The 22,392-nt window shown below is 39.7% G+C and carries 15 protein-coding genes; 1 reads left to right on the top strand and 14 read right to left on the bottom strand.

Annotated features, from left to right (window positions below; all coding sequences use genetic code 11):
- Positions 1–31 precede the first annotated feature (31 nt).
- The 14 genes from rnr to BMW61_RS01640 form a co-directional block, all read right to left on the bottom strand.
- A complete protein-coding gene (gene rnr, locus BMW61_RS01575) occupies positions 32–2,479 on the bottom strand; it encodes a ribonuclease R (protein ID WP_091819492.1) in 2,448 nt (815 codons plus the stop codon).
- Between the two features lie 125 nt (positions 2,480–2,604).
- A complete protein-coding gene (gene secG, locus BMW61_RS01580; protein WP_022760063.1) occupies positions 2,605–2,847 on the bottom strand; it encodes a preprotein translocase subunit SecG in 243 nt (80 codons plus the stop codon).
- An 84-nt stretch (positions 2,848–2,931) separates the two neighbouring features.
- Positions 2,932–4,479 (bottom strand): 2,3-bisphosphoglycerate-independent phosphoglycerate mutase, encoded by a 1,548-nt coding sequence (gene gpmI, locus BMW61_RS01585; protein WP_022760064.1) that lies wholly within the window; start codon positions 4,477–4,479, stop codon positions 2,932–2,934.
- Between the two features lie 130 nt (positions 4,480–4,609).
- Entirely contained in the window at positions 4,610–5,590 is a 981-nt protein-coding gene (locus BMW61_RS01590; RefSeq protein WP_139176162.1) for a hypothetical protein, read from the bottom strand.
- Positions 5,591–5,595: 5 nt separating this feature from the next.
- Positions 5,596–8,778, bottom strand: coding sequence for an insulinase family protein (locus BMW61_RS01595; RefSeq protein WP_091819494.1), 3,183 nt, complete (start codon positions 8,776–8,778; stop codon positions 5,596–5,598).
- Positions 8,779–8,966: 188 nt separating this feature from the next.
- Positions 8,967–10,706: a DEAD/DEAH box helicase gene (locus tag BMW61_RS01600; RefSeq protein ID WP_091819495.1), complete on the bottom strand. Its 1,740-nt coding sequence runs from the start codon at positions 10,704–10,706 to the stop codon at positions 8,967–8,969.
- Between the two features lie 130 nt (positions 10,707–10,836).
- Positions 10,837–11,373, bottom strand: a complete 537-nt coding sequence (gene pgsA / locus BMW61_RS01605) for a CDP-diacylglycerol--glycerol-3-phosphate 3-phosphatidyltransferase (RefSeq protein ID WP_026497452.1) — start codon at positions 11,371–11,373, stop codon at positions 10,837–10,839.
- Positions 11,357–12,784 carry a 30S ribosomal protein S12 methylthiotransferase RimO gene (rimO, locus tag BMW61_RS01610; protein ID WP_091819496.1) on the bottom strand — a complete coding sequence of 476 codons (1,428 nt, stop codon included), beginning with the start codon at positions 12,782–12,784 and terminating at the stop codon, positions 11,357–11,359. Before rimO ends, pgsA begins: the two co-directional genes overlap by 17 nt.
- An 18-nt stretch (positions 12,785–12,802) precedes the next feature.
- On the bottom strand, positions 12,803–13,084 hold the full coding sequence (gene rpoZ, locus BMW61_RS01615) for a DNA-directed RNA polymerase subunit omega (protein ID WP_022760070.1): 282 nt from the start codon (positions 13,082–13,084) through the stop codon (positions 12,803–12,805).
- Positions 13,085–13,107: 23 nt separating this feature from the next.
- Entirely contained in the window at positions 13,108–13,731 is a 624-nt protein-coding gene (gene gmk / locus BMW61_RS01620) for a guanylate kinase (protein ID WP_026497450.1), read from the bottom strand.
- A gap of 18 nt (positions 13,732–13,749) precedes the next feature.
- Complete coding sequence (locus BMW61_RS01625; protein ID WP_022760072.1) at positions 13,750–14,637, bottom strand: YicC/YloC family endoribonuclease; 888 nt, start codon at positions 14,635–14,637, stop codon at positions 13,750–13,752.
- Between the two features lie 211 nt (positions 14,638–14,848).
- Positions 14,849–17,281, bottom strand: a complete 2,433-nt coding sequence (locus BMW61_RS01630; RefSeq protein ID WP_091819497.1) for an RICIN domain-containing protein — start codon at positions 17,279–17,281, stop codon at positions 14,849–14,851.
- Positions 17,282–17,417: 136 nt separating this feature from the next.
- Complete coding sequence (locus BMW61_RS01635) at positions 17,418–19,211, bottom strand: Rqc2 family fibronectin-binding protein (RefSeq protein WP_091819498.1); 1,794 nt, start codon at positions 19,209–19,211, stop codon at positions 17,418–17,420.
- A gap of 2 nt (positions 19,212–19,213) precedes the next feature.
- A complete protein-coding gene (locus BMW61_RS01640) occupies positions 19,214–21,442 on the bottom strand; it encodes an LTA synthase family protein (RefSeq protein WP_139176164.1) in 2,229 nt (742 codons plus the stop codon).
- A gap of 94 nt (positions 21,443–21,536) precedes the next feature.
- Here BMW61_RS01640 and BMW61_RS01645 point away from each other — a divergent pair, with 94 nt between their 5' ends.
- Entirely contained in the window at positions 21,537–22,379 is an 843-nt protein-coding gene (locus tag BMW61_RS01645; RefSeq protein ID WP_091819501.1) for a glycerophosphodiester phosphodiesterase family protein, read from the top strand.
- Positions 22,380–22,392 lie beyond the last annotated feature (13 nt).

The raw sequence follows: 22,392 nt of genomic DNA on the forward strand, positions 1-22,392 counted from the left end.
GAAAAAAACAATAAACCACGAGTTCACATTATTATTTTTTCTTTCTACGCTTCCCCTGGCTACTCCTTGCCGCTTTCGAAGTTGCGGACTTTTTATACTTATGTACTTTATATACTTTCCGTCCGCTCTCTGTTTCTGCCTTCTTAGCGCTCTTTTCGCTCTTGTTAGCCTTAAGCTTACTTAATTTCTTAAGTTTTGAAGCCTCTTTAAGGATTTCTTTTTTCTTTTTTTCGCTCAGCTTATCTCTTTTCTTTCCGGAAGCTTTCTTTTCCTTTGCTGTTATAACAGCTTCCTCGGAATCCAGAGATAATTTTGAAATCTTTGCGGCGCGAAGCTTAGCAGGAGTCTTTTTCTCAGGCTTCTTACCTAACTTCTTATCTACTTTCTTACTTGCAGATTTCTTTTTATTTTTCCCTTTAACTAATTTCAGATGACCGTTTTCATCCTCTTCATAGTAATCCTCTTCAAAGTCATTGTCATAGTCAAGGAAATTCAAATTATCGCCGTAATTATCCTCATTCTCATCGACAATCCTGAAATCAATTGTCTTTGCAAGTCTGTCTGTATCATGAACTCTTACAGTGACCGTCTGCCCAAGTGCGTATACTTTTCCCGTTCTCTCTCCGACAAGTCTATAGTTATCCTCATCGAAAACGTAAAAATCATCCTCCATAGTGACAGCCGGAACCATACCTTCACAGGTATTGGGAAGCTCAACAAACATTCCCCAGCCGGTAACACCGGAGACAACACCTTCGAACGTTTCTCCAATATGAGATTCCATAAATTGAGCCTTTTTCAGTTTTTCAGTCTCGCGTTCTGCTTCTTCAGCTCTTCTTTCAGTATCCGAAGAATGTTTGGCAACATTTTCAAGGATATCTTTGTAATGCTTAAGCTTATCATCATCCATTCTGCCTCTCAGATAATCCTTGATGATCCTATGAATCTGGAGGTCAGGATATCTTCTGATAGGTGAAGTGAAATGACAATAATATTTACAAGCAAGACCGTAATGACCAAGGCACTCTGTACTATACTTTGCCTGCATCATACTTCTTAGAGCTATTCTGCTTATAACCGCTTCTTCCTCGGTTCCTTCAATCTTTTCAAGGAGCTTTTGAATCTCGGAAGGTCGTATCTCTTCAGCTTTTACATTCAGATGCAAGCCAAGTCTTGATATAAAAGCATTGAGATTCGCAATTTTTTCAAGATCCGGCTGCTCATGAACACGATATACAAAAGGAGCCTGCATCCAGAAAAAGTGCTCCGCAACAGTCTCATTTGCCGCAAGCATAAAGCTTTCTATCATTGACGTCGCTGTATTTGCAACTCTTATATTAATCTCAAGAGGATTCCCTTCTTTATCAAGAGTAATCTTTGCTTCAGGAAAATCGAAATTGATCGCTCCCCTTTTTGCGCGCTTCTTCTTCAAAATCTCTGAAAGCTCAGCCATCTGTCGAAACATCGGCACAAGCTCTTCATATCTACTAATTTCATCAGGATCTTCATCCTCTAAAATAGCCGCAACGGAAGTATAGGTCATTCTCTCGTTAACATTTATCACCGTTTCAGCAATCTGATGAGATAAAACCGCACCATTTGAATCAATATCCATAAGACAGCTGAGAGCAAGCCTGTCTTCACCGTGATTAAGAGAGCATATACCGTTACTTAACCTGTGGGGAAGCATAGGAATTACTCTGTCAACAAGATATACGCTCGTCCCGCGCTTAAGAGCTTCCCTGTCTAGAGCTGAGCCCTCCTGCACGTAATTTGTTACATCAGCAATATGTACTCCGAGATGATATATCCCATTTTCTACCGTCAATGATACAGCATCATCCAGATCTTTCGCGTCTTCGCCGTCAATCGTGACCATTGTCACCCCCCTAAGGTCAAGGCGTCCCTGATAGTCACCTTCAATAAGATGATCCTTGCACTTTTCAGCCTGGTTCATCACCTTTTCAGGAAAAACACTAGGAATATCATATCCCTCAACTATTGATAATATATCAACTCCGGGATCATTAATATTTCCTATTATATCTGTTATTTTACCCTCAGGCTTCCTTCCCTTCTTTGGATCACCATAATCAGTGATAGCGACCACAACCTTATCTCCGGTAACTGCACCTCTGGTGTGTTCTTTCAATACAAAAATATCCTGTGTGAACCTTAAGTTGTCAGGAATTACAAAACCATATGTATGTCCATCCTGAAAGGTACCAACAACCTTTTCGACAGCCCTTACAAGGACTCCCACAACTCTTCCCTCGTCGCGCATACCGCCGTTCTTATTTCTGTCAGAAGTTATAACAACCTCTACGGTATCACCCTGAAAAGCTCCGCCGGTATACTCGTCGGGAATAAAGATATCCTCATCCCTGCCCTCTACTTCAACAAATCCAAAGCCTCTCTGGTTTGAAATAAAAGTACCGACAATATTCTCTTTTTTATTCATAATCTTCTTTTTGCTCATAATGTCTTCCTTTATATCCTTCCAAAAGAGCCTTAAATCTAAATAGATAAAATTCCGCTTGCTTATTTCTCATAAGATAAAAAGGGCACTCATTTAAGAGTGCCCTTAAGTAAAACAACCTGAATTTAAAATACAGTCATGTTAAGAACTATACTGAGAACTATGAAAAGCACAGAAAGTACAACTGTTACCTTCTTAAGAATGCCCTCTCTGGAACGTCCTTTAATCTGACCCCAGTAAGTAGTTTCTGCAAATCCCTGTATAGAACCAAGTCCCTGAGTCTTACCCTCCTGAGCAAGAACCAGTGTTACAAGTGCGACACAATCAATAATAAAGATAATTGCCAAAACAATTTTCAAAGCTGCCACGAAAAAATCCCTCCTAATATTTCACAAATACTCGTCTAAGATAACATAAATAATCGTAAAAATCAACAAGTATTAAATTACAGCTTACTTCTTAATAAGAAGTGATTTTCCTGTCATCTCGGCAGGCTGCTCGTAACCCATGCACTCAATAAGTGTAGGAATGATATCTGCAAGGCATCCACCCTCTCTGAGTGTATATGCAGGATCATAGTTAACGAGGATGAAAGGAACAGGATTTGTTGTATGAGCAGTGAAAGGTTCACCTGTCTCATAATCGATCATCATATCAGCGTTACCGTGGTCTGCGCAGATGAACATTGTGCCATTCTTAGCCTTAACAGCCTCTACGATCTTACCAACACACTCATCTACTGTCTCAACAGCCTTAACCGCAGCATCAATAACACCTGTATGGCCTACCATGTCCGGGTTAGCGAAGTTTGTAACAACAACATCATACTTATCTGAATTAATTGCCTCAAGTACTCTGTCGCATACTTCAGGAGCGCTCATCTGAGGCTTAAGGTCATATGTAGGAACATCCTTAGGAGAATTAACAAGGATTCTGTCCTCACCTTCATTGGGCTCTTCAACTCCGCCGTTGAAGAAGAAGGTTACATGTGCATACTTCTCTGTCTCAGCGATACGAGCCTGCTTCATGCCCTTAGCTGCAAGCCACTCACCAAAGGTATTGTTAAGAAGAACCTTCTTGAAAGCAATCTCCTTGTTGGGAATGAGCGGATCATAATCTGTGAAGCATACATAAGTAGTCTTAATGCGTGCTCCTCTGTCAAACTTATCAAAATCATCATCGCAGAAGCAATGTGTAATCTCTCTGGCTCTGTCAGGACGGAAGTTGAAGAAAATGATAGAATCATTATCCTTGATAGTAGCTGTGGGAGCGCCATCCTTCATGATAACTGTAGGAATAACGAATTCATCTGTCTTTCCGTCTTTATAAGTCTGAACCATACACTCGTGAGCGCTGTCTGCCTTGTTGCCCTCACCCTTTGTCATGGCATCATATGCAACCTTGACACGGTCATAGTTGTTATCTCTGTCCATTGCATAGTATCTGCCGGAGATAGTAGCAACTGCACCTACGCCGAGCTCCTTCATCTTGTCCTCAAGCTGCTGAACAAAATCTATTCCTGATTCCGGAGGTGTATCACGACCATCAAGGAAGCAGTGAACATAAACCTTTGAAAGTCCGTTTCTCTTAGCAAGTTCAAGAAGTCCGTAGATATGAGTAATGTGACTGTGAACACCACCGTCACTTACAAGACCGTACATGTGAAGAGAAGAATCATTTTTCTTACAGTTATCGATAGCAGCCATAAGGCCTTCGTTTGTAAAGAAATCGCCATCTTCGATAGACTTTGTAATTCTTGTGAGCTCCTGGTAAACGATACGGCCTGCACCCATATTCATATGTCCAACCTCTGAATTACCCATCTGTCCGTCAGGAAGACCTACAGCAAGTCCGCTGGCATTACCTCTAACATAAGGATAGTCCTTCATAAGGCCATCAAGGACGGGTGTATTTGCCATAGCAATAGCATTTCCCTTCGGATTGTCGTTAATTCCGAATCCGTCCATAATTAATAAAACTGTTGGTTTAGAACCCTGCATATTTATGCCTCCATTTATAAAATTTAATATTTTTACTCAAATATCAAGCGATTTATCGGTTTCCACACAGTAGTATACCCATAAATCGCTTGTTTTTCAAATAAACTTTTTATGTAAATTGTTATTACAATTATTGAAGCTTTGCCTCTAATCTCTTAATGTGTTCTTTGACAGCTGTTTTTTCTTCCTCTGTCATCTTCTTTTTGCCTGCTCCGATGACATTGTATTCGACAACTTTTATCAGTTCAGACGCTCCTCCGTTTGCCTTTTCATCCATATCAAGCTCATTCTGAAGAGCTAAAACAGCTACCGCAGTGGTCATTTCATCATCTGATTCATCCGCCTTCTTATATAAAAACTCGTATAACTTTGTTCTGACTTCATCGGAAAATGTCTCTTCCGTATCGCTTAACACCACTAAAGATAATAATATCAAAATACTTGATTCGACGTTTCCTGATAGATCGAATGAAATTCTTTTTATCAGATCTGACACTCGCAGTTTATATCTCTTTTGTCTGGACATTTTCTGGGGCATACCGGCCATAAGCGAATGGTCGTAAACATTTCTGATATCCTTATCGGTTTTCAATAGTTCCGCAAAAGCCCATAGCATAGCTGCTGTTGTCCTTTCGGACAGTTCATCATCCCTGCTGCTCATTCGAATTACACTGCTTCTCTCACCCGCATCGCTATTATCGTCATCAGCCTCCTTAAACTGACGCACCATAAGAAAATGTGCGGCATCAAGTGCGGCATGCATTATATCTCTTGAAAACACAGGATCAAGATTTTCATATACTCTGGAGCCTGTACACATCACAGCTATTAAAACCGAAAGATCAAAAACTGTCTCGTCATAAGCTTTTCCGTTTGTATCTTTCAGTGTATTCAGTTCAGAGTTTTCATACTCTTGATAGAGCTTTTCCAGAACAGGACTTGTTGTTTCAACTAACTCTCTTATCTCGCCTATATCATCAGAACGCCCGGTTTTATCAGACAATAGTTCATAGGCATACAGTCTGACGGTTGTGCAAAGCTCCTCCATGTCGCCATCAGGAAGCTTTGCATTTTTTATAAATACATCCTCTATTTTTTCATAATTCATCATGAGCCCTATTTTAGTTTATAGTTCAGAACTTCGTCAAACGCATCCTTGTCCGCAGTAATCTTTTGTTCATTACCAACCGTTGCAATAGCAGCATTTTTGAAGAGTTTTTCATAGCTCTCCGCTGCTTCCTGCTGCATGCTGATATCTGCGTTTCTTATATCATTTACTGTATCCACATAGGCATTTTCATCAACACCCAGAATATCCCTTCTGATTCTTCTGACAGCATCACTCCATATACCTGTCGTCCTTGTTTCATCGCCATAAGCATTGAGGACATAGCCTTTGTAATCCTCTTTATCAAGCTCAGCTGTTTTTATAAACTCCGGTATACCTTCCAGTGTCTCAATGGTATCCTTTACGTTTGGATCGGAATATGTGTATGCCCCAAGCTCATAACACCTCAAAACGGAATAGGCTCCTGCCGAATAAGCTCCCATCTGAAATCTCATCTTAGGTACTATATACTTATCACTTGCAGCAAATAAGAACGGTACATAGGCTCCCCTGAATTTTTCATCATTTCTGAAATCAATATCAAAGATAGTATAATTTTGAGAGTTCTCAACAATTACTCCGGTTTTCAAAGCCAAAACAGGAAGATCATAAGAAGTCCCGGTTTCTTCATTTTCCTCAAGTCCTGAAAATGTATTTGCTGCAGTCTTAATAACCTCTTCATTTTCTGTCTTTTCAGCAACGGATGAGAAAATAAGATTTGTTTTTGTAAATGCTTTTTTCCTTGCAGTCTCAATATCAGCTACAAATTTATCAAAAACATCATCCGAATCGATATTGTCGTCAAGATTCGAAATATAATCATATATATCCTTATTATAAATATCTATAGCGAACTTTTCCGAATCAGCCGTAATCGTTGTTCCGGCTGCCGTAGCATAGGATTGTGCCAGGGAATAGGCATCGCTCTTCGCCGGATTATAGTTCTCACAATATTGGGAGATAATATGTTTAATATTGGTTTTATCACTCAAATCCGTCTCACATATGACATTCAGAACAAGATCAAGCGACTTATCAAAATCTTCGTTTAATCCCCTCCATAGGACATGCAGCATTGGTCTGTGATTTTCTTTTGCCTCCTTATTAGGATAAAATAGTCCTGTTGAAAATCCATTCAGATATTCACTTTCAAGAAGTGTCAGTTCGTCTGTATCATATTTATTTGTATCTACCTCAAACAAGAAATCAGTATAAAGTATTAGTGTCTTTATCTCATCCCTGGATAAACTGCTTAAATCAAAGTAGATATCATAATAGCCGCCCCTGCCGGCTTCAATATCCGAGGTATAATATGTAATTCCATCTTCCTGCTTTTTCTCAAAAGAAGAAGTCAGATATTCCGGCAAATCCTTAATATCTATCAAGAAGTCATTATTTGAAAGCTCTTTTTCATTCCAATCATTGAATTCCTTTGTCTTTTGAACAAATTCTTCAATTTCTTCCTCTGACATCTGTGCCTTTTTATTTTTCAGATAATCCTCTAATTCCTTATCATGTTCTTCAGCAAGCCCAGGTTTAGGAATAGCCGCTACAAGAACACTTCTTACAGGTGTCATTGCATCAGCTGCAATCCTTTTAAAGGTAGCCTGCTCATTATCACCAGCAAGCTCATCGAATATTCTTTCATACTCCTCAAAATAGTCAAGTTTCCCGGTTCTTGCCCAATATGCATTGTAAACTTCACTTAAGCCTTTTCCTACATTTGAACTATCCCTAAGAAAAATTGTACCAAGCTCAGTCTCTTTAATATTTGCTTCAAAAATATCCTTTGGTATTCCGTTTTCTGCAACTTCCGCAAGTGTATATTCTGCAATTTCTTTCAAAGACTGCATCTGATCTTCATTTGCATAATCCATAGCGAACATAAGAACCGGCTTTGCAAGATCCGTTACAATTGAAGAAGAAACAGGATTTGAGATACCATCCTCGATAAGCTTTTTATTCATACAGGATGCATTATTATTAATTAATGTCGTCAGAAAGTCCCACTGTATAAGCTCATCGTCAGAAGCATCCTCCATATCAATTGCATAAAAGATTCTGCCACTATCTTCTACAGAATCACCTTCATATGCCGGTATATACTCAACCTTCTCAACATATCCGTCCTCTGTATGTGAATCCTCATATTCACTTAAGTCTGTTCCATATACTTCATACTTTGACAAATATTCTGTATCAAGAAATTCTAAAAATCTGTCTATATCAAGATCTCCATAAAGAGAAATCAAGCTGTTATCAAAATGATAACACCTTTCATACGTATCAATTGTATGTTCATAGGTAAGATCATCATAATGATACTCAGCCATACCTATCATATTAGATGCAATCTGTCCGGGGAACATATTATCTATAAGGGCATTGAGTGAGCATTCCGAAAGGTCAGTTAAAAAGCCGTAGTCTTCCGCATATACCGTACCATTTATGCCAATATCACCTTCAGGATCATCAAGTTCAAATCTAATAGCTTCCCTTTCAAAAATTTTTTCATCCTTCAAAATAGCCGGGTCAACCATGCAACTCATATAAGCATCCATCATAGTCATGAGCTGATCCTCACTCATGGATGAAACCGGATAGTAGGTTGTCGTCAAATTTGTATGTGCATTAACATATGTATTATATGATTTATTGGCAATATCAAAGAAAAGATCCTTGGAAGGATATTTTTCGGAGGATGCCAAAATCGCATGCTCAAAAATATGATTAGTATCAGTCTCATCTATATAGGGAGTTTTGTAAGCGATGCAAAAAGACACTTCCGGATCAGAGTTCTTGGTATAAACAAGATCTGCTCCGCTCTTTTCATGCTTAAAGGTATATATATCAGAGCTAAGAAAACGGCTGCTGTACATATCATTTAATTTAAAACCATGATATGTCTCACCGACAGCCATCTCCCCTGCCATTTCGTCATTTGAATCCCCGGCTTCTTCAGACATATCCTCAGCGTTGCCTTTCGTAGTTTCCTCTGGCTGATCCTCATCTTTTTTCGCTTCGTCAGTATCACCTGACTTCTCAACAGCCTCTTCAGCGCTTGTAGGAGTTTCCGAAACTTCAGATGCGGCTGATTCTTTTTTATCAGAATTATCTTTTGCCGGAGCAGCTGTGCTACATCCTGCAACTAAACACAGTGACATCAGAACTGATATTATTTTTTTCTTCATTCCAAACCCTCCAACGTTTAGAGAATACACACAATCATTATTATTTTAGCTTTGATAAAAATAGCCCTCAATTAAATCTCTATTAACTTTTTATTACAAATAAATAAGCAGGTATTGAAAAAAAGCTTCATGGAGGTATTTATATTCCATGAAGCTTTTATGCTTTATACTACAGGTATTTTCTTGTATTATTTTTCTTTTCTTACACCAAGCTTCTCAGTTCTTGGTCTGGCATTTCTTCTGAACTTATCTGCGGATGCCTTCTTATGCATAGGAGAAGCGTCTCTCATACCGCGGTCCTTACTGTACTTGCCATCACGGCTCCTGCCATAACCTGAGCCCTTGCCGTCTCTTCGGCCTTTTCCATCGCCTCTGCCTTGACCGTCTCTTCTGCCATGGCTGTCCTTTTCAAATCTGCCGCCTCTGCCTTCTCTTCTGTCTCTGCTTCTCTGTCCTCTGTAGATGTCACGTTTTCTGGGCTTCAAATCAAGTTCTTCAGGCGCTTTACCCATCTTAAGTCTCATAAGACCGGCAGCCAGCTGTTCAATTGAATACTCGTCTTCAGCTACCTTATCATTTAAGAACTCAAGACAATCTGTAATTTCCCCTGCCTCTATGAGATCGATAACCTCTGCAAAAATCTTTCTGGCCTTTGCTCTTGTTATTTCCTTTGCTGAAGGGATTTCGCCCTCCTCAATTTTAGTGTGGCAGATGCGCTCAATATCCCTGAGTTTATACATCTCTCTTGGAGATACAAGTGAGAATGACTGTCCACTCTTTCCTGCTCTTCCTGTACGTCCGATTCTGTGTACGTAATACTCAATATCCTCTGGGATATCGTAGTTAAATACAGCAGTTACACCACTGACATCAATTCCTCTTGCCGCAACATCGGTTGCAATAAGAAAATCTGCCTGGCCAAAACGGAAAAGATTCATAACAGTATCTCTCTGAAACTGTGAAAGGTCTCCGTGAAGTCCCTCAGCTCTGTATCCCTTGTTCTTAAGTATTCCGGTAAGCTCATCAACCTTTCTCTTTGTATTACAGAAAACAAGGCTTCTTACAGGCTGATGATACTCAATAAGTCTTGTGAGTACCTCCTCCTTGTAATTTGACGGAACCACATAGTAATACTGCTCAATAGATTTAACAGTGATTTCCTTGGGTGTCATCTTAATATATTCCGCATCATGTTGATATTTTCTAGTAATCTGCAAAATGGGTTCAGGCATTGTAGCTGAGAACAATGCTGTCTGCTTCTCTTCAGGCATACCATCGAGAATAGTTTCGATATCATCCCTAAAGCCCATATCAAGCATTTCATCAGCCTCATCAAGTACAAGAACGCGCACATCGTTCATTTTCATAGTATGGCGTCTCATATGATCCATAACGCGCCCGGGAGTGCCGACAACAATCTGAACTCCTGATGATAATGCACGAATCTGTCTTGAAATGTCCTGTCCTCCGTATACAGGAAGAACCTTGATTCCATGCATATATTTTCCAAAGCTTCTGATATCATCGGCAGCCTGCATTGCAAGCTCTCTTGTGGGGCACAAAACAACTGCCTGAAGATGTCTGTTGTCCGGATCTATCTTCTGAAGGAGCGGAATACCAAAGGCAGCAGTCTTTCCTGTTCCGGTCTGAGCCTGTCCGATAATATCTACTCCCTTCATCATTACGGGAATAGCAGCCCTTTGGATAGGAGACATGTATTCAAATCCCATCTCCGTGATAGCTCTGAGAACCCTCTCGTCAATGCCTTCGGCTTCATCGTAGCGAACCTTGACTTCTTCGTTTGCTTCAGCTTTCTTTTTATCTCTACCCTTATGATCTGCCCTTTTGGGATCTCGTTCTTTTGTTCCGGAAACTGCTTCCGAAATCCCTTCAATGTTCTTCTTAATCTCGTCTAAAATATTGGACATATTACCTCTTTCTTATAAAAATAAAAGAGGACGATCATTTAATATGTCGTCCCCAATAAACACATTCAAATTACACAATGAAAAACTATATCATCAATTTCGATTTTACACAAGCAATTTATTTTTTAAATTACATATCTCCACTCATCACATCTTTATTTTTTATGATGTAGTCACAAAGAGAAATAATTGTAAGTGCAAGTGCTATATACATAATGATCGTGGTAACAAGCTGAAGCTGCGGCAGATTGATGATCATAAGAATTACCATGAACATCTGGAAGGTTGTCTTAAATTTGCCCCAATAGCTTGCAGCAATAACTCTTCCGTTCTCAACAGCTATAAGTCTGAAACCGCTTATAATAAACTCTCTTGCTATAATAATAACAACAATCCATGAAGGAATTCTGTCAAGCTCTATCAGACAGATCATTGCACTGCACACAAGAAGCTTGTCAGCAAGAGGATCCATGAATTTTCCGAAATCCGTGACCAGATTATACTTTCTTGCAATTTTGCCGTCAGCAAGGTCAGTAAGCGATGCAATAATGAAAATCGCAAGCGCTATCCATTTATCAGCTTCACCAAAGATATTAGCAAGCAAAAACAGTACAAAAAAAGGAATCAAAATAACTCTAATTACAGTAAGCTTATTCGGTAAATTCATTTTCATCTTCTTTCCCCTCCGTTAACTCCCCAATCAGGTCATAATCATTTGAACCGGTTATAAGAACATCAACAAACTGTCCGCTCATGAGATCATATGGAACATTCATGATAAAGAGATATCCATCAACATCAGGAGCATCCATATATGTTCGCGCCACATAGGTACTGCCATCGTATTCATCATCGTCATCGTCGGCAATTCTTCCTTCGATAACAGCACTTACAACCTGTCCGATTCTGTCTTTGGCAGCATTAAAAGCTATTTCCTGCTGTGCTTCCATTATATCATCTCTTCTGCTTTCCTTCACCTCCTGTGAAAGCTGATCTGCCATTTCTCCGGCAACAGTTTCTTCCTCTTGGGAATAAGCAAAGCATCCGAGCCTGTCAAACTTCATTTCTTTAATAAAAGAAAGTGATTCCTCGTGATCAGCCTCTGTCTCACCGGGGAAACCGGCAATAAGAGTTGTTCTCAGGCAAATATCCGGAATCTGAGATCTTATATAGCTTATCCTCTCAGCAATGGCCGCTCTTGTTGTTGCCCTTCCCATAAGCTTAAGTATGTGATCAGATCCGCTCTGAAGAGGTATATCGAGATAATTACATACCTTTGGCTCATTCTTTATTGTCTGTATGAGCTCATCAGTGATCTCCTCAGGATAACAGTACATTATGCGAATCCATTTAAGATCTTCTATCTCACAGAGCTTATGAAGAAGCTCCGGAAGCATTTTTTTACCGTATAGATCAACACCGTAAAGTGTAGTCTCCTGCGCAACAAGAATTATTTCCGTTACTCCCTGATTCACAAGTGCTTTTGCACCTTCAATCAGCTCTTCCATAGGTACGCTTCTGTATTTACCGCGAACCTTAGGTATAACGCAGTAAGTACAATTTTTATTGCAGCCCTCAGCTATCTTCAAATAATTGTACTGGCCACCTGTAGTCTGAACTCTCTTCTGATTGCCTGTAGGCTTCTTTTCAAGACTGTCCAGATAAATTCTTCTCATAGATGAAGTGTTTTCGGAAAGCTCTACGTCAGAAGGTTCCTGCCCATTTTCTGCAAGAACACCATCAAGAGCTTCAACTATATGCTCCACGGAAGCGGTTCCCAGAATCCTGTCAACTTCCGGAATCTCTTTCAGCACTTCTTCACGATATCTCTCAGCAAGACACCCGGTTACAATCAGTGCCTTATACTTTCCGCTTTTCCTATACTCACCAAGCTCGATAATCGTGTTGATACTTTCTTCCTTCGCATCACCAATAAAGCAGCATGTGTTTACCACTGCTGCTTCGGCTATTTCTTCATCATCTGTAAATTCATGCCCCCGCTGTGACAGCATTCCGAGCATAACTTCAGAATCAACACGGTTTTTGTCACAGCCGAGAGATACAAATAATATTTTCATATTGGTTACCTGAGAAAATTATTCCTCGACAGAATCCTCTTCCTTAGTTTCAAGAAGTGCTTCCTTCTCCTCGTCAGAAAGAATTCTGAGTTTATCGGCATTAAGTTCGTCAACAGCGATTGAAAGGAACTTCTCATTATCCTTAACTCTTACCATAGGCTCATCACCTGCGATAAGCTGTCTTGCTCTCTTAGCTGTTGCCATAACGATGGAATATCTTGAGCTGATGATAGGCTCATTTCCTTCCTCTACGTCCTTATTAACTACCTTCATAAGATCCACATATGACGGATGTATCATGTTAGTCCTCCATTTAAAAATAATTACTTTAACTCTGACAGCTGCGCCCTAATCTCTTCAATAAATTCCTTATTGCGATCAGGCGTATAATGGGCTGCCTGTATTATCTCATGCATCTGCTTAACGCAGACGTCAAGATCGTCGTTGATTACTATATTATCATACTCGTCAATACCCTGTCCCTCTTCTTTTGCTCTGAGCATTCTTCCGTGTATGACATCATCTGTTTCGGTGCCTCTTCCGCGAAGTCTCTTCTCGAGTTCTTCAACCGAAGGAGGTGTTACGAAAAGAAGAAGCGCCTGGGGGAATTTCTTCTTAATCTGAAGTGCCCCCTGTATTTCTATTTCAAGAATTACATCCTTGCCGGCATCAAGCTTTTCCTGGACAAATTTCTTGGGAGTTCCATAGTAGTTTCCCACATAGCAGGCATGCTCCACAAGTCCGTCCTCCGCTATAAGCTTCTCAAATTCTTCCTTAGAGATGAAAAAATACTCTCTTCCATCTTCTTCTCCGGGTCTGGGATTTCTGGTAGTAGCCGATATTGATAACGCATAATTATCATATCTTTTAATCAGCTCCTTCATCAGAGTACCCTTTCCGGCACCGGAAAAACCGGAAACAACAACAATAATACCTTTGTTATTCATAAAGTCTTACTTCCTACCTTACTCAATATTCTGAATCTGTTCACGTACCTTCTCTACATCTGTCTTAAGGCTTATGCCCCTGTCAGATATCTCAAGATCTGTTGATTTAGATAAGATAGTATTGGACTCTCTGTTCATCTCCTGAGCAAGGAAATCCAGTTTTCTTCCTATTCCTTCCTTGTCGTCGCCCTTGTTAAGAGCATCTCTCATAGCTTTGATATGACTTCTTAAGCGAACAAGCTCCTCATCCACTGAAACCTTATCAGCATAAAGAGTAACCTCCATGATAAGTCTGTTCTCATCAACTGCCTTATCCTCAAGGAGTTCTTTAACCTTATCTCTAAGGCGGTTTCTGTACTCATCAATAATAATGGGGGATCTCTCTGTAATAAACTCAACGCTCTCCAGCATTCCTTCAAGCTTCTCATCGAGATCCTTGTGGAGGAATTCTCCCTCCTTCTGTCTTGCTGCAGCAAACTCTTCGCCGGCGCCGTCAATTGCCTTCTTGAGAGTTCCCCACATCTCTTCTTCATCAAGCTCCGCATCCTCCATGCTGAAAACATCCGGATACTTTGAAAGTGAAGATACTCTGATATCATTGTCGATACCAAAATCTTCAGACATCTGCTTCAAGTACTCGAGATACTCGGCAGCAATTTCCTTGTTGTATCTGACTCTTGTATCAGTCTCAGAAAAGTCCTCATATGTTATGAAAACATCGACCTTTCCTCTTTTAATAAACTGCTTAAGTTCGTTTCTGATCTTGGACTCTAATGCATTAAACTTTTTTGGCATCTTGATATTGATATCAAGATAACGGTTGTTTACGGACTTCATCTCAACCGTAAACTTATGCTTCTCGTCGGCTACTTCACTTCGTCCATAGCCTGTCATACTACAAACCATAATTCCTCCTAACCGAAAATATTTTCACTTCCGGTCTTTCTATCGTTATTTGGCATAATTCTGATAGAAACACCTCTTTTATAATATGATGAAACAGCAGTTTTAGTCAATGATTTCAAGCTTAAACGCATATTATTATTGTCATTAAGAAAGACAGTGAAAATTGATTCCACTGTCTTTCTTAATTTCTGTTTTTCAGATTTAAAAGAGATTATTTTGTGATTGTCTGCTTTTTACCTGAGATTCCTCTGGCTTTCAATACTTTTGTATAACTCTTTAATTTACTCTTAGGAACCTTTACTTTTGCTTTGGTATTAATACCCTTAAACGCATTCTTACCAACCGTATTCTTGGAAAGACTAGTTGTCTTAATTCTTATATTCTTAAGGTTTTTGCATCCATAAAATGCGTTTTTACCGATTGATAATATGTTTTTCTCAATAGTAACTGACCTTAACTTGGTATTGTTCTTAAACGCATTTGGAGCAATCGCATAAACCATATAGTTTACGTCATCAACTGTTATGTCTGCAGGAATTGTAACGTTCTTGTCACTGCTGTTCTTAGACTTTACATAAATAACAGCATTTGAATTTACACCTGTCTGTAATACAAGGTAATAAGCATTTGATTCCTCATCAACAACCGTATCACCTACCTCAGGCTTTGCCTGCTTAGTTTCAACCTTATCAGAAGGCTTTGTATCTTTTCCTTCTGTTTTCTTGCCTTCACCGGATTCATCCTTACCCGGCTTTATTTCCTCTGTACTTTTCTCACCGGTCTCATTATTTCCTGTGCTTTCCCAATGAGCATACAGAATCATATTCATATCGATTTTTAATAACTCACCGGGCTTAACTATAATATTATTAGTTGCCTTACTAACTTTCCAACCTGCGAATTTATAACCGCTTCTAGTTGGTATATCATTTGTGATAGTAAGAGCATTTCTATAGTATTTTATCTGGGAAGCCGGCGCATTATTACCACCATTGGCATCATACTTTATTGTGTGCTCGGCAACAGCAAAATTCCATGTCTGGTTTGCCTGTATATTATTCCCGTTAAATGGCCTCTGCTGAACATTCGCCCCGTTACTTTTGGATGAATTAACCACATCCATTGCCATTCCGCTACATCTTGGAACAAGTGCATAGCCACTTCCTGCGGGAATTATTGCCCACTGCTGTGCCAGGCTACCATTTGCATCATGAACGCATATATTGGAATTATATTGTGTACCTCCACCATATAAATCAAGCACTTTTCCTGAGGCTGCATTTGTAAGCTTATAATAACCGTTATTAAGCTTTTCTACGTCAAATGAATTATATTTACTCTGACATGAATCATCCCAAATCTGAACATTTGTAGCATTAGCTATATTAGCTGTATCTCCGGCAACATCCAATTCCAGGTTGCTATTCAGTGCACTGGTAATAATATATCTGCCATTACTAATTGGCTGGGCAGGTTTGTAGGGTATAAACACCCATGACTGTGCATCAGAATTGTTATTGGAACAGGTTCTTACATTTGAGTTATCCGCAATATTTCCGTTTTCTATATCCAGAGAATATCCGTTGCATCTGGCCTGAATTCTATAGCCATTTCTACCGTTTGCAGAAATAGCAAACAGCTGAGCATCGTTGTCTTCATAATTATAATAAACATCTACATTTGTACCGCTTTCAAGACCTTGATAATAAACATCAAGTGCCATACCTGTGTCATATTGAGTTATAGTATAAAATCCATTCTCATATTTTAGATGCCAAACATCATAATCATTAAGACTCAGATTATCCTCATGCCAAAGATGTACATTTTGAAATTCAGTAGCCGGATAACTGCTACCTTCTATATCAAGATAGTATTTCTGATTTGCTGCATTGGCTATAATATAATCGCCATCAGGCAAAGTCCTGCTATAGCCTGATGCCATTCTACTTCCTGTAGGTGTAGACGGAGTTGGTTCAGGATCGGGTTGAGGTGTGGGAGCCTCAGCTGTAAAGATTCTGATCCTTTGATATTTCTGTAAACTATATCCACATATCGTGTCGCCAACTTGAGTAACACCATACCCGGAATCATCTACCCACAGATTACCGGTTGATCTTGTTCTTTCTTCATCAACATATGAAAAGTGATTCGGGCCACATACAATTACATAATACCCTTGCTTACTATAATTTATAGCAGTGTTTCTTCTTGTTGCATTGTCACCGCTTAACATAACACCATCTTTTTTCTGTGTAATAGTCTTTCCCAAAACTTTTTTTGCATACAAAATCGGGATTTCACCGGGAGTACCCTGCTCTGTAACATTCCCTAATGAGGCAACCTTACCATTAGCCGCACACCATCTAAATAATTCATCAGGATTAAAGTTTGGATCTGTAACAAGCCCTGTAGCTTTCAGTAATTTTGCATAAGAAACAATTCTGCAACCGCCACTTCTCATGGTGGCATAATCAGACTGCTTCTGTCTCCAATCACGCCAATCCGATGAATATGACGCCGCTTTCGAAGTGAAGCCAAATAAAATTGCCAACATAGGCGTAAAAATGAGTAACGTAAAGATTCTGAGAGCAATTTTTTTGCCCTCAAAGTGAGACTTTGATTGATATAACACTTTCTTCATACCCTCCTAAAAAATAAAATCGTGACAACAAAATTATAACACTATATCAAAAAATTAAATCATGAAAAGAACAAAAAAAACGTAACAATTTTTCATGACGAATTACCAAAAAAATTGTTACGTTTTATTTTTAATCTTAATCAATTTCCTTAAGCGCGGAAATATCAGTACCTATAACCATTGAATAATTGGTGTAATATACGACAAATCCGGGCTTTGCGCCTCCCGGCTTTTTGACATCCTTGCGCTTTAAGTAGTCAATCTCGACCTTGTCCTGTTCCTTGCCCTTTGAATAATAAGCCGCAAGGGATGCAGCCTCCTCGAAAGTTCTGTCCGGCACTTCTTTTCCTTCGGTGATGAGAACAACGTGAGACCCGGGTATGCCCTTTGCGTGGAACCACCAGTCTCCACCGTTGGCCATCTTGAAAGTAAGCTCATCGTTCTGGTAGTTGTTTTTCCCTACATAGATATGGAAACCGTCGCTACTGATATAGTGGAAGGGCTTACTCTTGGAATTTCGGCCACGGTTGTTCTTACCGTTTTTTCCTTTTCCGTTTATCCTGTCAGCTGCATTACCCTTTATATATCCGCCCTCTACAAGCTCTCTTCTGATATCCGTAAGATCCTCTTCCTGCCTTGCGATATCAAGAGAAGCAGCAATGGATTCCAGATGAGAAACTGTCTCTGAAACTTCCTTCATCTGAATCTCAAGCGCCTCGGCAGTTCTCTTCATCTTTGTATACTTATCAAAATATTTCTTGGCGTTCTGAGCAATAGTAAGTGTAGGATCAAGAGTTATCTTGACATCTTTTCCGGTATTGTAATCATTAACCGTTATCGACGTGGCATCAGGCTCAGCACTGTAGCCATATACTGTAAGAAGTTCGCCGTAAATCCTGTATTTATCCTTCTTCTCGGTGTCGCGGAGCTGATTGGTCTGAAGATCGAGCGTTCTGATATTTCTCTCAAGAGCAGTTGCTACCAATTTTCTGAGGTCTGAAGATTTTTGTCTGATCCTTGTAACAGTATTTTTCTCAGAATAAAAGTCCAGTAAAAGTGTCGATATCTCCTCATATTCTTTGTAAGAAGAATCCGCACCTTCATGATACATGGTAAGCGGAATTGCTGCATATTCCTTAGGCTTGTCGTTAATATAAATCAGTTCGGGAGCAAATTCATCATTCCTGATCCCTGTCATAACCTTATCAAAAGCATCCCACAGTCTGACACATTCATCGTTCTCAAGCGCAATAGCAGATTTATCAGAATCAATATCAGCCCTATAGCATATTTCTCTTGAAACAACAGGTGAAAGGCCTGTGAAGCTCTCATAGAGAGCCTTGAAAACAGGCTGCCCTTTTGAAGGAACAAGACTCATAAACTCATCCTTGGTTACTTTCAGAGGATTAAGTTTATCCTGGGTTACAGGCACAAAATAATCCCGTCCCGGAAGCACCTCCCGAACAGAGCTCACCGATGAAGGAATATGCTTGATTGAATCAATGATCTTATTATCCTCATCTACAAAAATAATGTTGCTGTATTTTCCCATAAGCTCCATAAGCAGAGTCTTATGGCGAAGATCTCCCATCTCGTCCAGGTGTTCGATCTCAATTCTGATGATTCTCTCAAACTCAGGCTGAAATACATCTATTATCTTGCCGTTTTGAATATGTTTCCTCAGAAGCATGCAGAAATTCGGTGCTGTCATAGGACTCTGCTTATTCTCATCAGTCATATAGACAAGCGGAAGTGAAGCATCAGAAGACATAAAAAGTCGTCTCTGACCGCCACCGTTTTCCACAGCCTTCCTTACCGTTATTAAAAGCTCATCTTTTTCTGTCTGGGCGATCTTGTAAATACGACCGCCTGTAAGTTCTTTTTTTATGTCGCGCACTATGTTGGCGACTGTAATTCCATCGAATGCCATTTTTAATATCTCCTGCATTCCTTATCAAGTAGGTCGAAGTTTACATAATCGGCCACTCTTCCGGTTGAATTATTTACTACGGCGAAATGCAATCCCTTTCGCTCAATCATTATATTTTCATCATTAATTTCGAGAAGGAAATCTTTATCCTTAAAACTATCCCAGCTTCCCTTTAAATGATAGGATACGTTATCAGATGCAGTACCCTTGATATTTTGGTTTTCTTTGGTAGCATGGCTGTCGTTCAGCTCGCTGTTAATTGCTGCAACTATAGTGACATCCTGTCCTTTTGGAATATCATCGCTTATGCCGAGAGCTTTTAACGCTGCAATGTTGTCATCCGTAAGTCTCATAGCGCCGCTCTTCCTGGTCGTGATAAATACAGTATATTCACCACTCTCTGCATACGCTTTCAAAGCTTCGAGATACTCCTGCAGGTCAGTCTGTTTAAGGTGCATATCACCTCTTTGTGAAAAGAGACTAATATCAGAGCCAAGAGCCCCTTTACAAATAATATTGAAGTCTGTATCACCGGGATTTATCTCACTTGCAGGTATATCTACAGAATATGATCCATCCTCGTTTAAAACCATGTTATAGGTCATAAGGCTGTCGTAATTTCCATCCTTCCTTACATCGACCTGAATACCCTCGATTTTTTCAACAACTCCCGTAATGTCACTTACTGTTACTTTAACTATATCTCCCTGCTCTTCGATGCTGCAATTTGCAGACGCTCCCTCATAATTTTGTTCCATCGCCATTTCATCGGTTATTCCGGCAAGTTCATTCATAAAGTGAGACTTTCTGTTCAGCTCGCTCTCTTCAAGTTCCATTCCATATTTTTCAAGAAGAGTCTGCTCACTTGAAAACAGATTTGCTCCAAGTCCAAGCCTGTCACCCTCAATAGATGCGCCTAAAGCTGCAACCGTTGTCGGGAACATATCGAAGGTTGTATATTCTCTCTGGTCTGCACCATCCCTTGATGCACCGGGATTAATAATACAGGTGTATACCTTTCTCGTATAATCCTCAGGTATTTCCGCACAAAAATCAGCATCCATTGTAGGATGGTCGCCAACAAGAACTATGGTAGTATTTTCATAGAAATCCTGCTCTTTTATCCAGTTTACAAACTCTGTAGCCTGTCTGCTTGCACATGCAAATACGTTGGAATACTGATCCTCAAACTCATCTTCACACAATCTGCAGACATAACCATCCTCAAAATGAGTATCAACGGTAAGAAGTGTCAGATTGAAAGGTTCATCCGATTTTGACAGCTCGCTGAGACGATTTTTAGCATATTCGTAGAGTTTCTCATCCTCAAAGCCCCACCATACACCGTAATCCTGGGGTATCCAGCCCTGATCCTTGGCATAAGGATAGTCAACTATGCCATAATCACCGTGCGTCTTAAAGAAGAGCTCTCTTCCACCAAAACTGGCATTTGAACCGCAAAGGTATTCCTGATGATAGCCCTCATCCTTTAAAATATCACCTATTGCCCTTACAGTCGGGAAGAATGTCTCCTGCTCCGACATGCTGTTTGCATCAATGCTTATCTGTAGAGGAAGTCCTGTGGACTGAGCAAAAATAGCACCCATTGTCCAATCGGTTCCGGGCATGGAAAAACCGCCGTTAAGCTTATCTGAACCATCTCCGAAAAACTCATGCAAAAGTGCCAGGTCCGTAAGCTCAGGAATTCGACTCTTTTCAAAAGCTCCGCCATGCTCAGAATCGCTGTCTGTAACTTCAGTGGATTCGAGGTAGATGTAAACCAGATTTCTCTTCTTTTCAGGGAAATCGATGTTTACGGAATTGGGATCCACGTAATTGTCCTTAATAAAGGTGGATGCATGCAGCTGCTGATCAATATATGAAGTCATATCCAGCTGAATCCACGTATAAGACATAGCTGCCACGAGTGCTATGACAGATGTTCCAATTGCAACCAGTGTCTTTTTACCTTTAAATGCATCTTTTGCAAGTAGCAGAAATAAAAAGATTATAAGTGCTGCCACACATGTTGGCAGAAATGCTCTCATAATAAAAAGTTTTATCATAGCATGTGACGCGCCCGACAAAGACATCTTTACATTGAAAACAAGCTCGTTCACTGTCATGGTATTCCAGGTATTGAAAAACCAAAGAGATGTAAACAAGAGTAAAAACGGTATTGATAATAATAATGTTAAAAACAGGTATTTTATTATATTTCTTTTCTTCACGACTGTTCCTTAAATGTTATAATTATTTTTGATTTCACCAAACTATACTATTTTAGCATAATAAGGCCTAACAAACTATAAGGATTCATTACTTATGTTCATTACATCATTCAAAAAAATGAAGCTGAATATCGTACTTATCATGGCAGTTACCATGTCACTTTTTATATCTGCATGTTCTTCAAGCAAGGTTCCTGACAACATAGAAGCCATGCGCAGTATTTTTTCAGAGAATAAATATATAATCCATGCCTGTGGTTTTGTAAGTGATGATGAAGGCACTTTATACGATTATACGAATTCAAAGGAAGCTCTTGAAAACAGTCTCTTAGCAGGAAACAGAATTATCGAGGTTGATTTTCATTACACCAGTGATGGCAACCTTGTCTGCGGTAAGGCCTGGGGGGATCTCTACCTTGACGGCAAACAGATGACTCCCGGTGAAGCTCCGACGCTTTCAAATTATCTTCAGTGCAAAATACTGGATAAATTCACTGTTCTTACTTTTGAAGACATCGCAAATTATATGCGTGAATATACGGATATGGTTGTTGTCACTGATACAAAAGAAACAAATATTGAAACATATAAAATGATAGCCTCTTCCTATCCCGATCTCACAGACAGATTTGTCGTTCAGATATATCATGCGTCAGAATATGATGCAGTAAAAAAAGCCGGTTTCCCTTATATCATTTATACCTTGTATGAGACTGAGGATTCAGAACGCACAGAGGAGGCACTTCTTCGCGCTGCCAAAAAGCCTCTTGTTGGTTTTACTTTTCATATTGACCTCACTGAAGATCAGGAATTCATGAATATAATGCAAAAGACAAATACTCCGCTTTTTGTACATACGGTTAATGATGATGAACAAATAAAAAAATACCTGAGCGAAGGAATCTCAGGTATTTATACCGATCGTACAGATCTATAGCCTTCCCCTTTTG

The organism is Butyrivibrio sp. ob235, assembly GCF_900109475.1.
GTDB lineage: Bacteria > Bacillota > Clostridia > Lachnospirales > Lachnospiraceae > Butyrivibrio.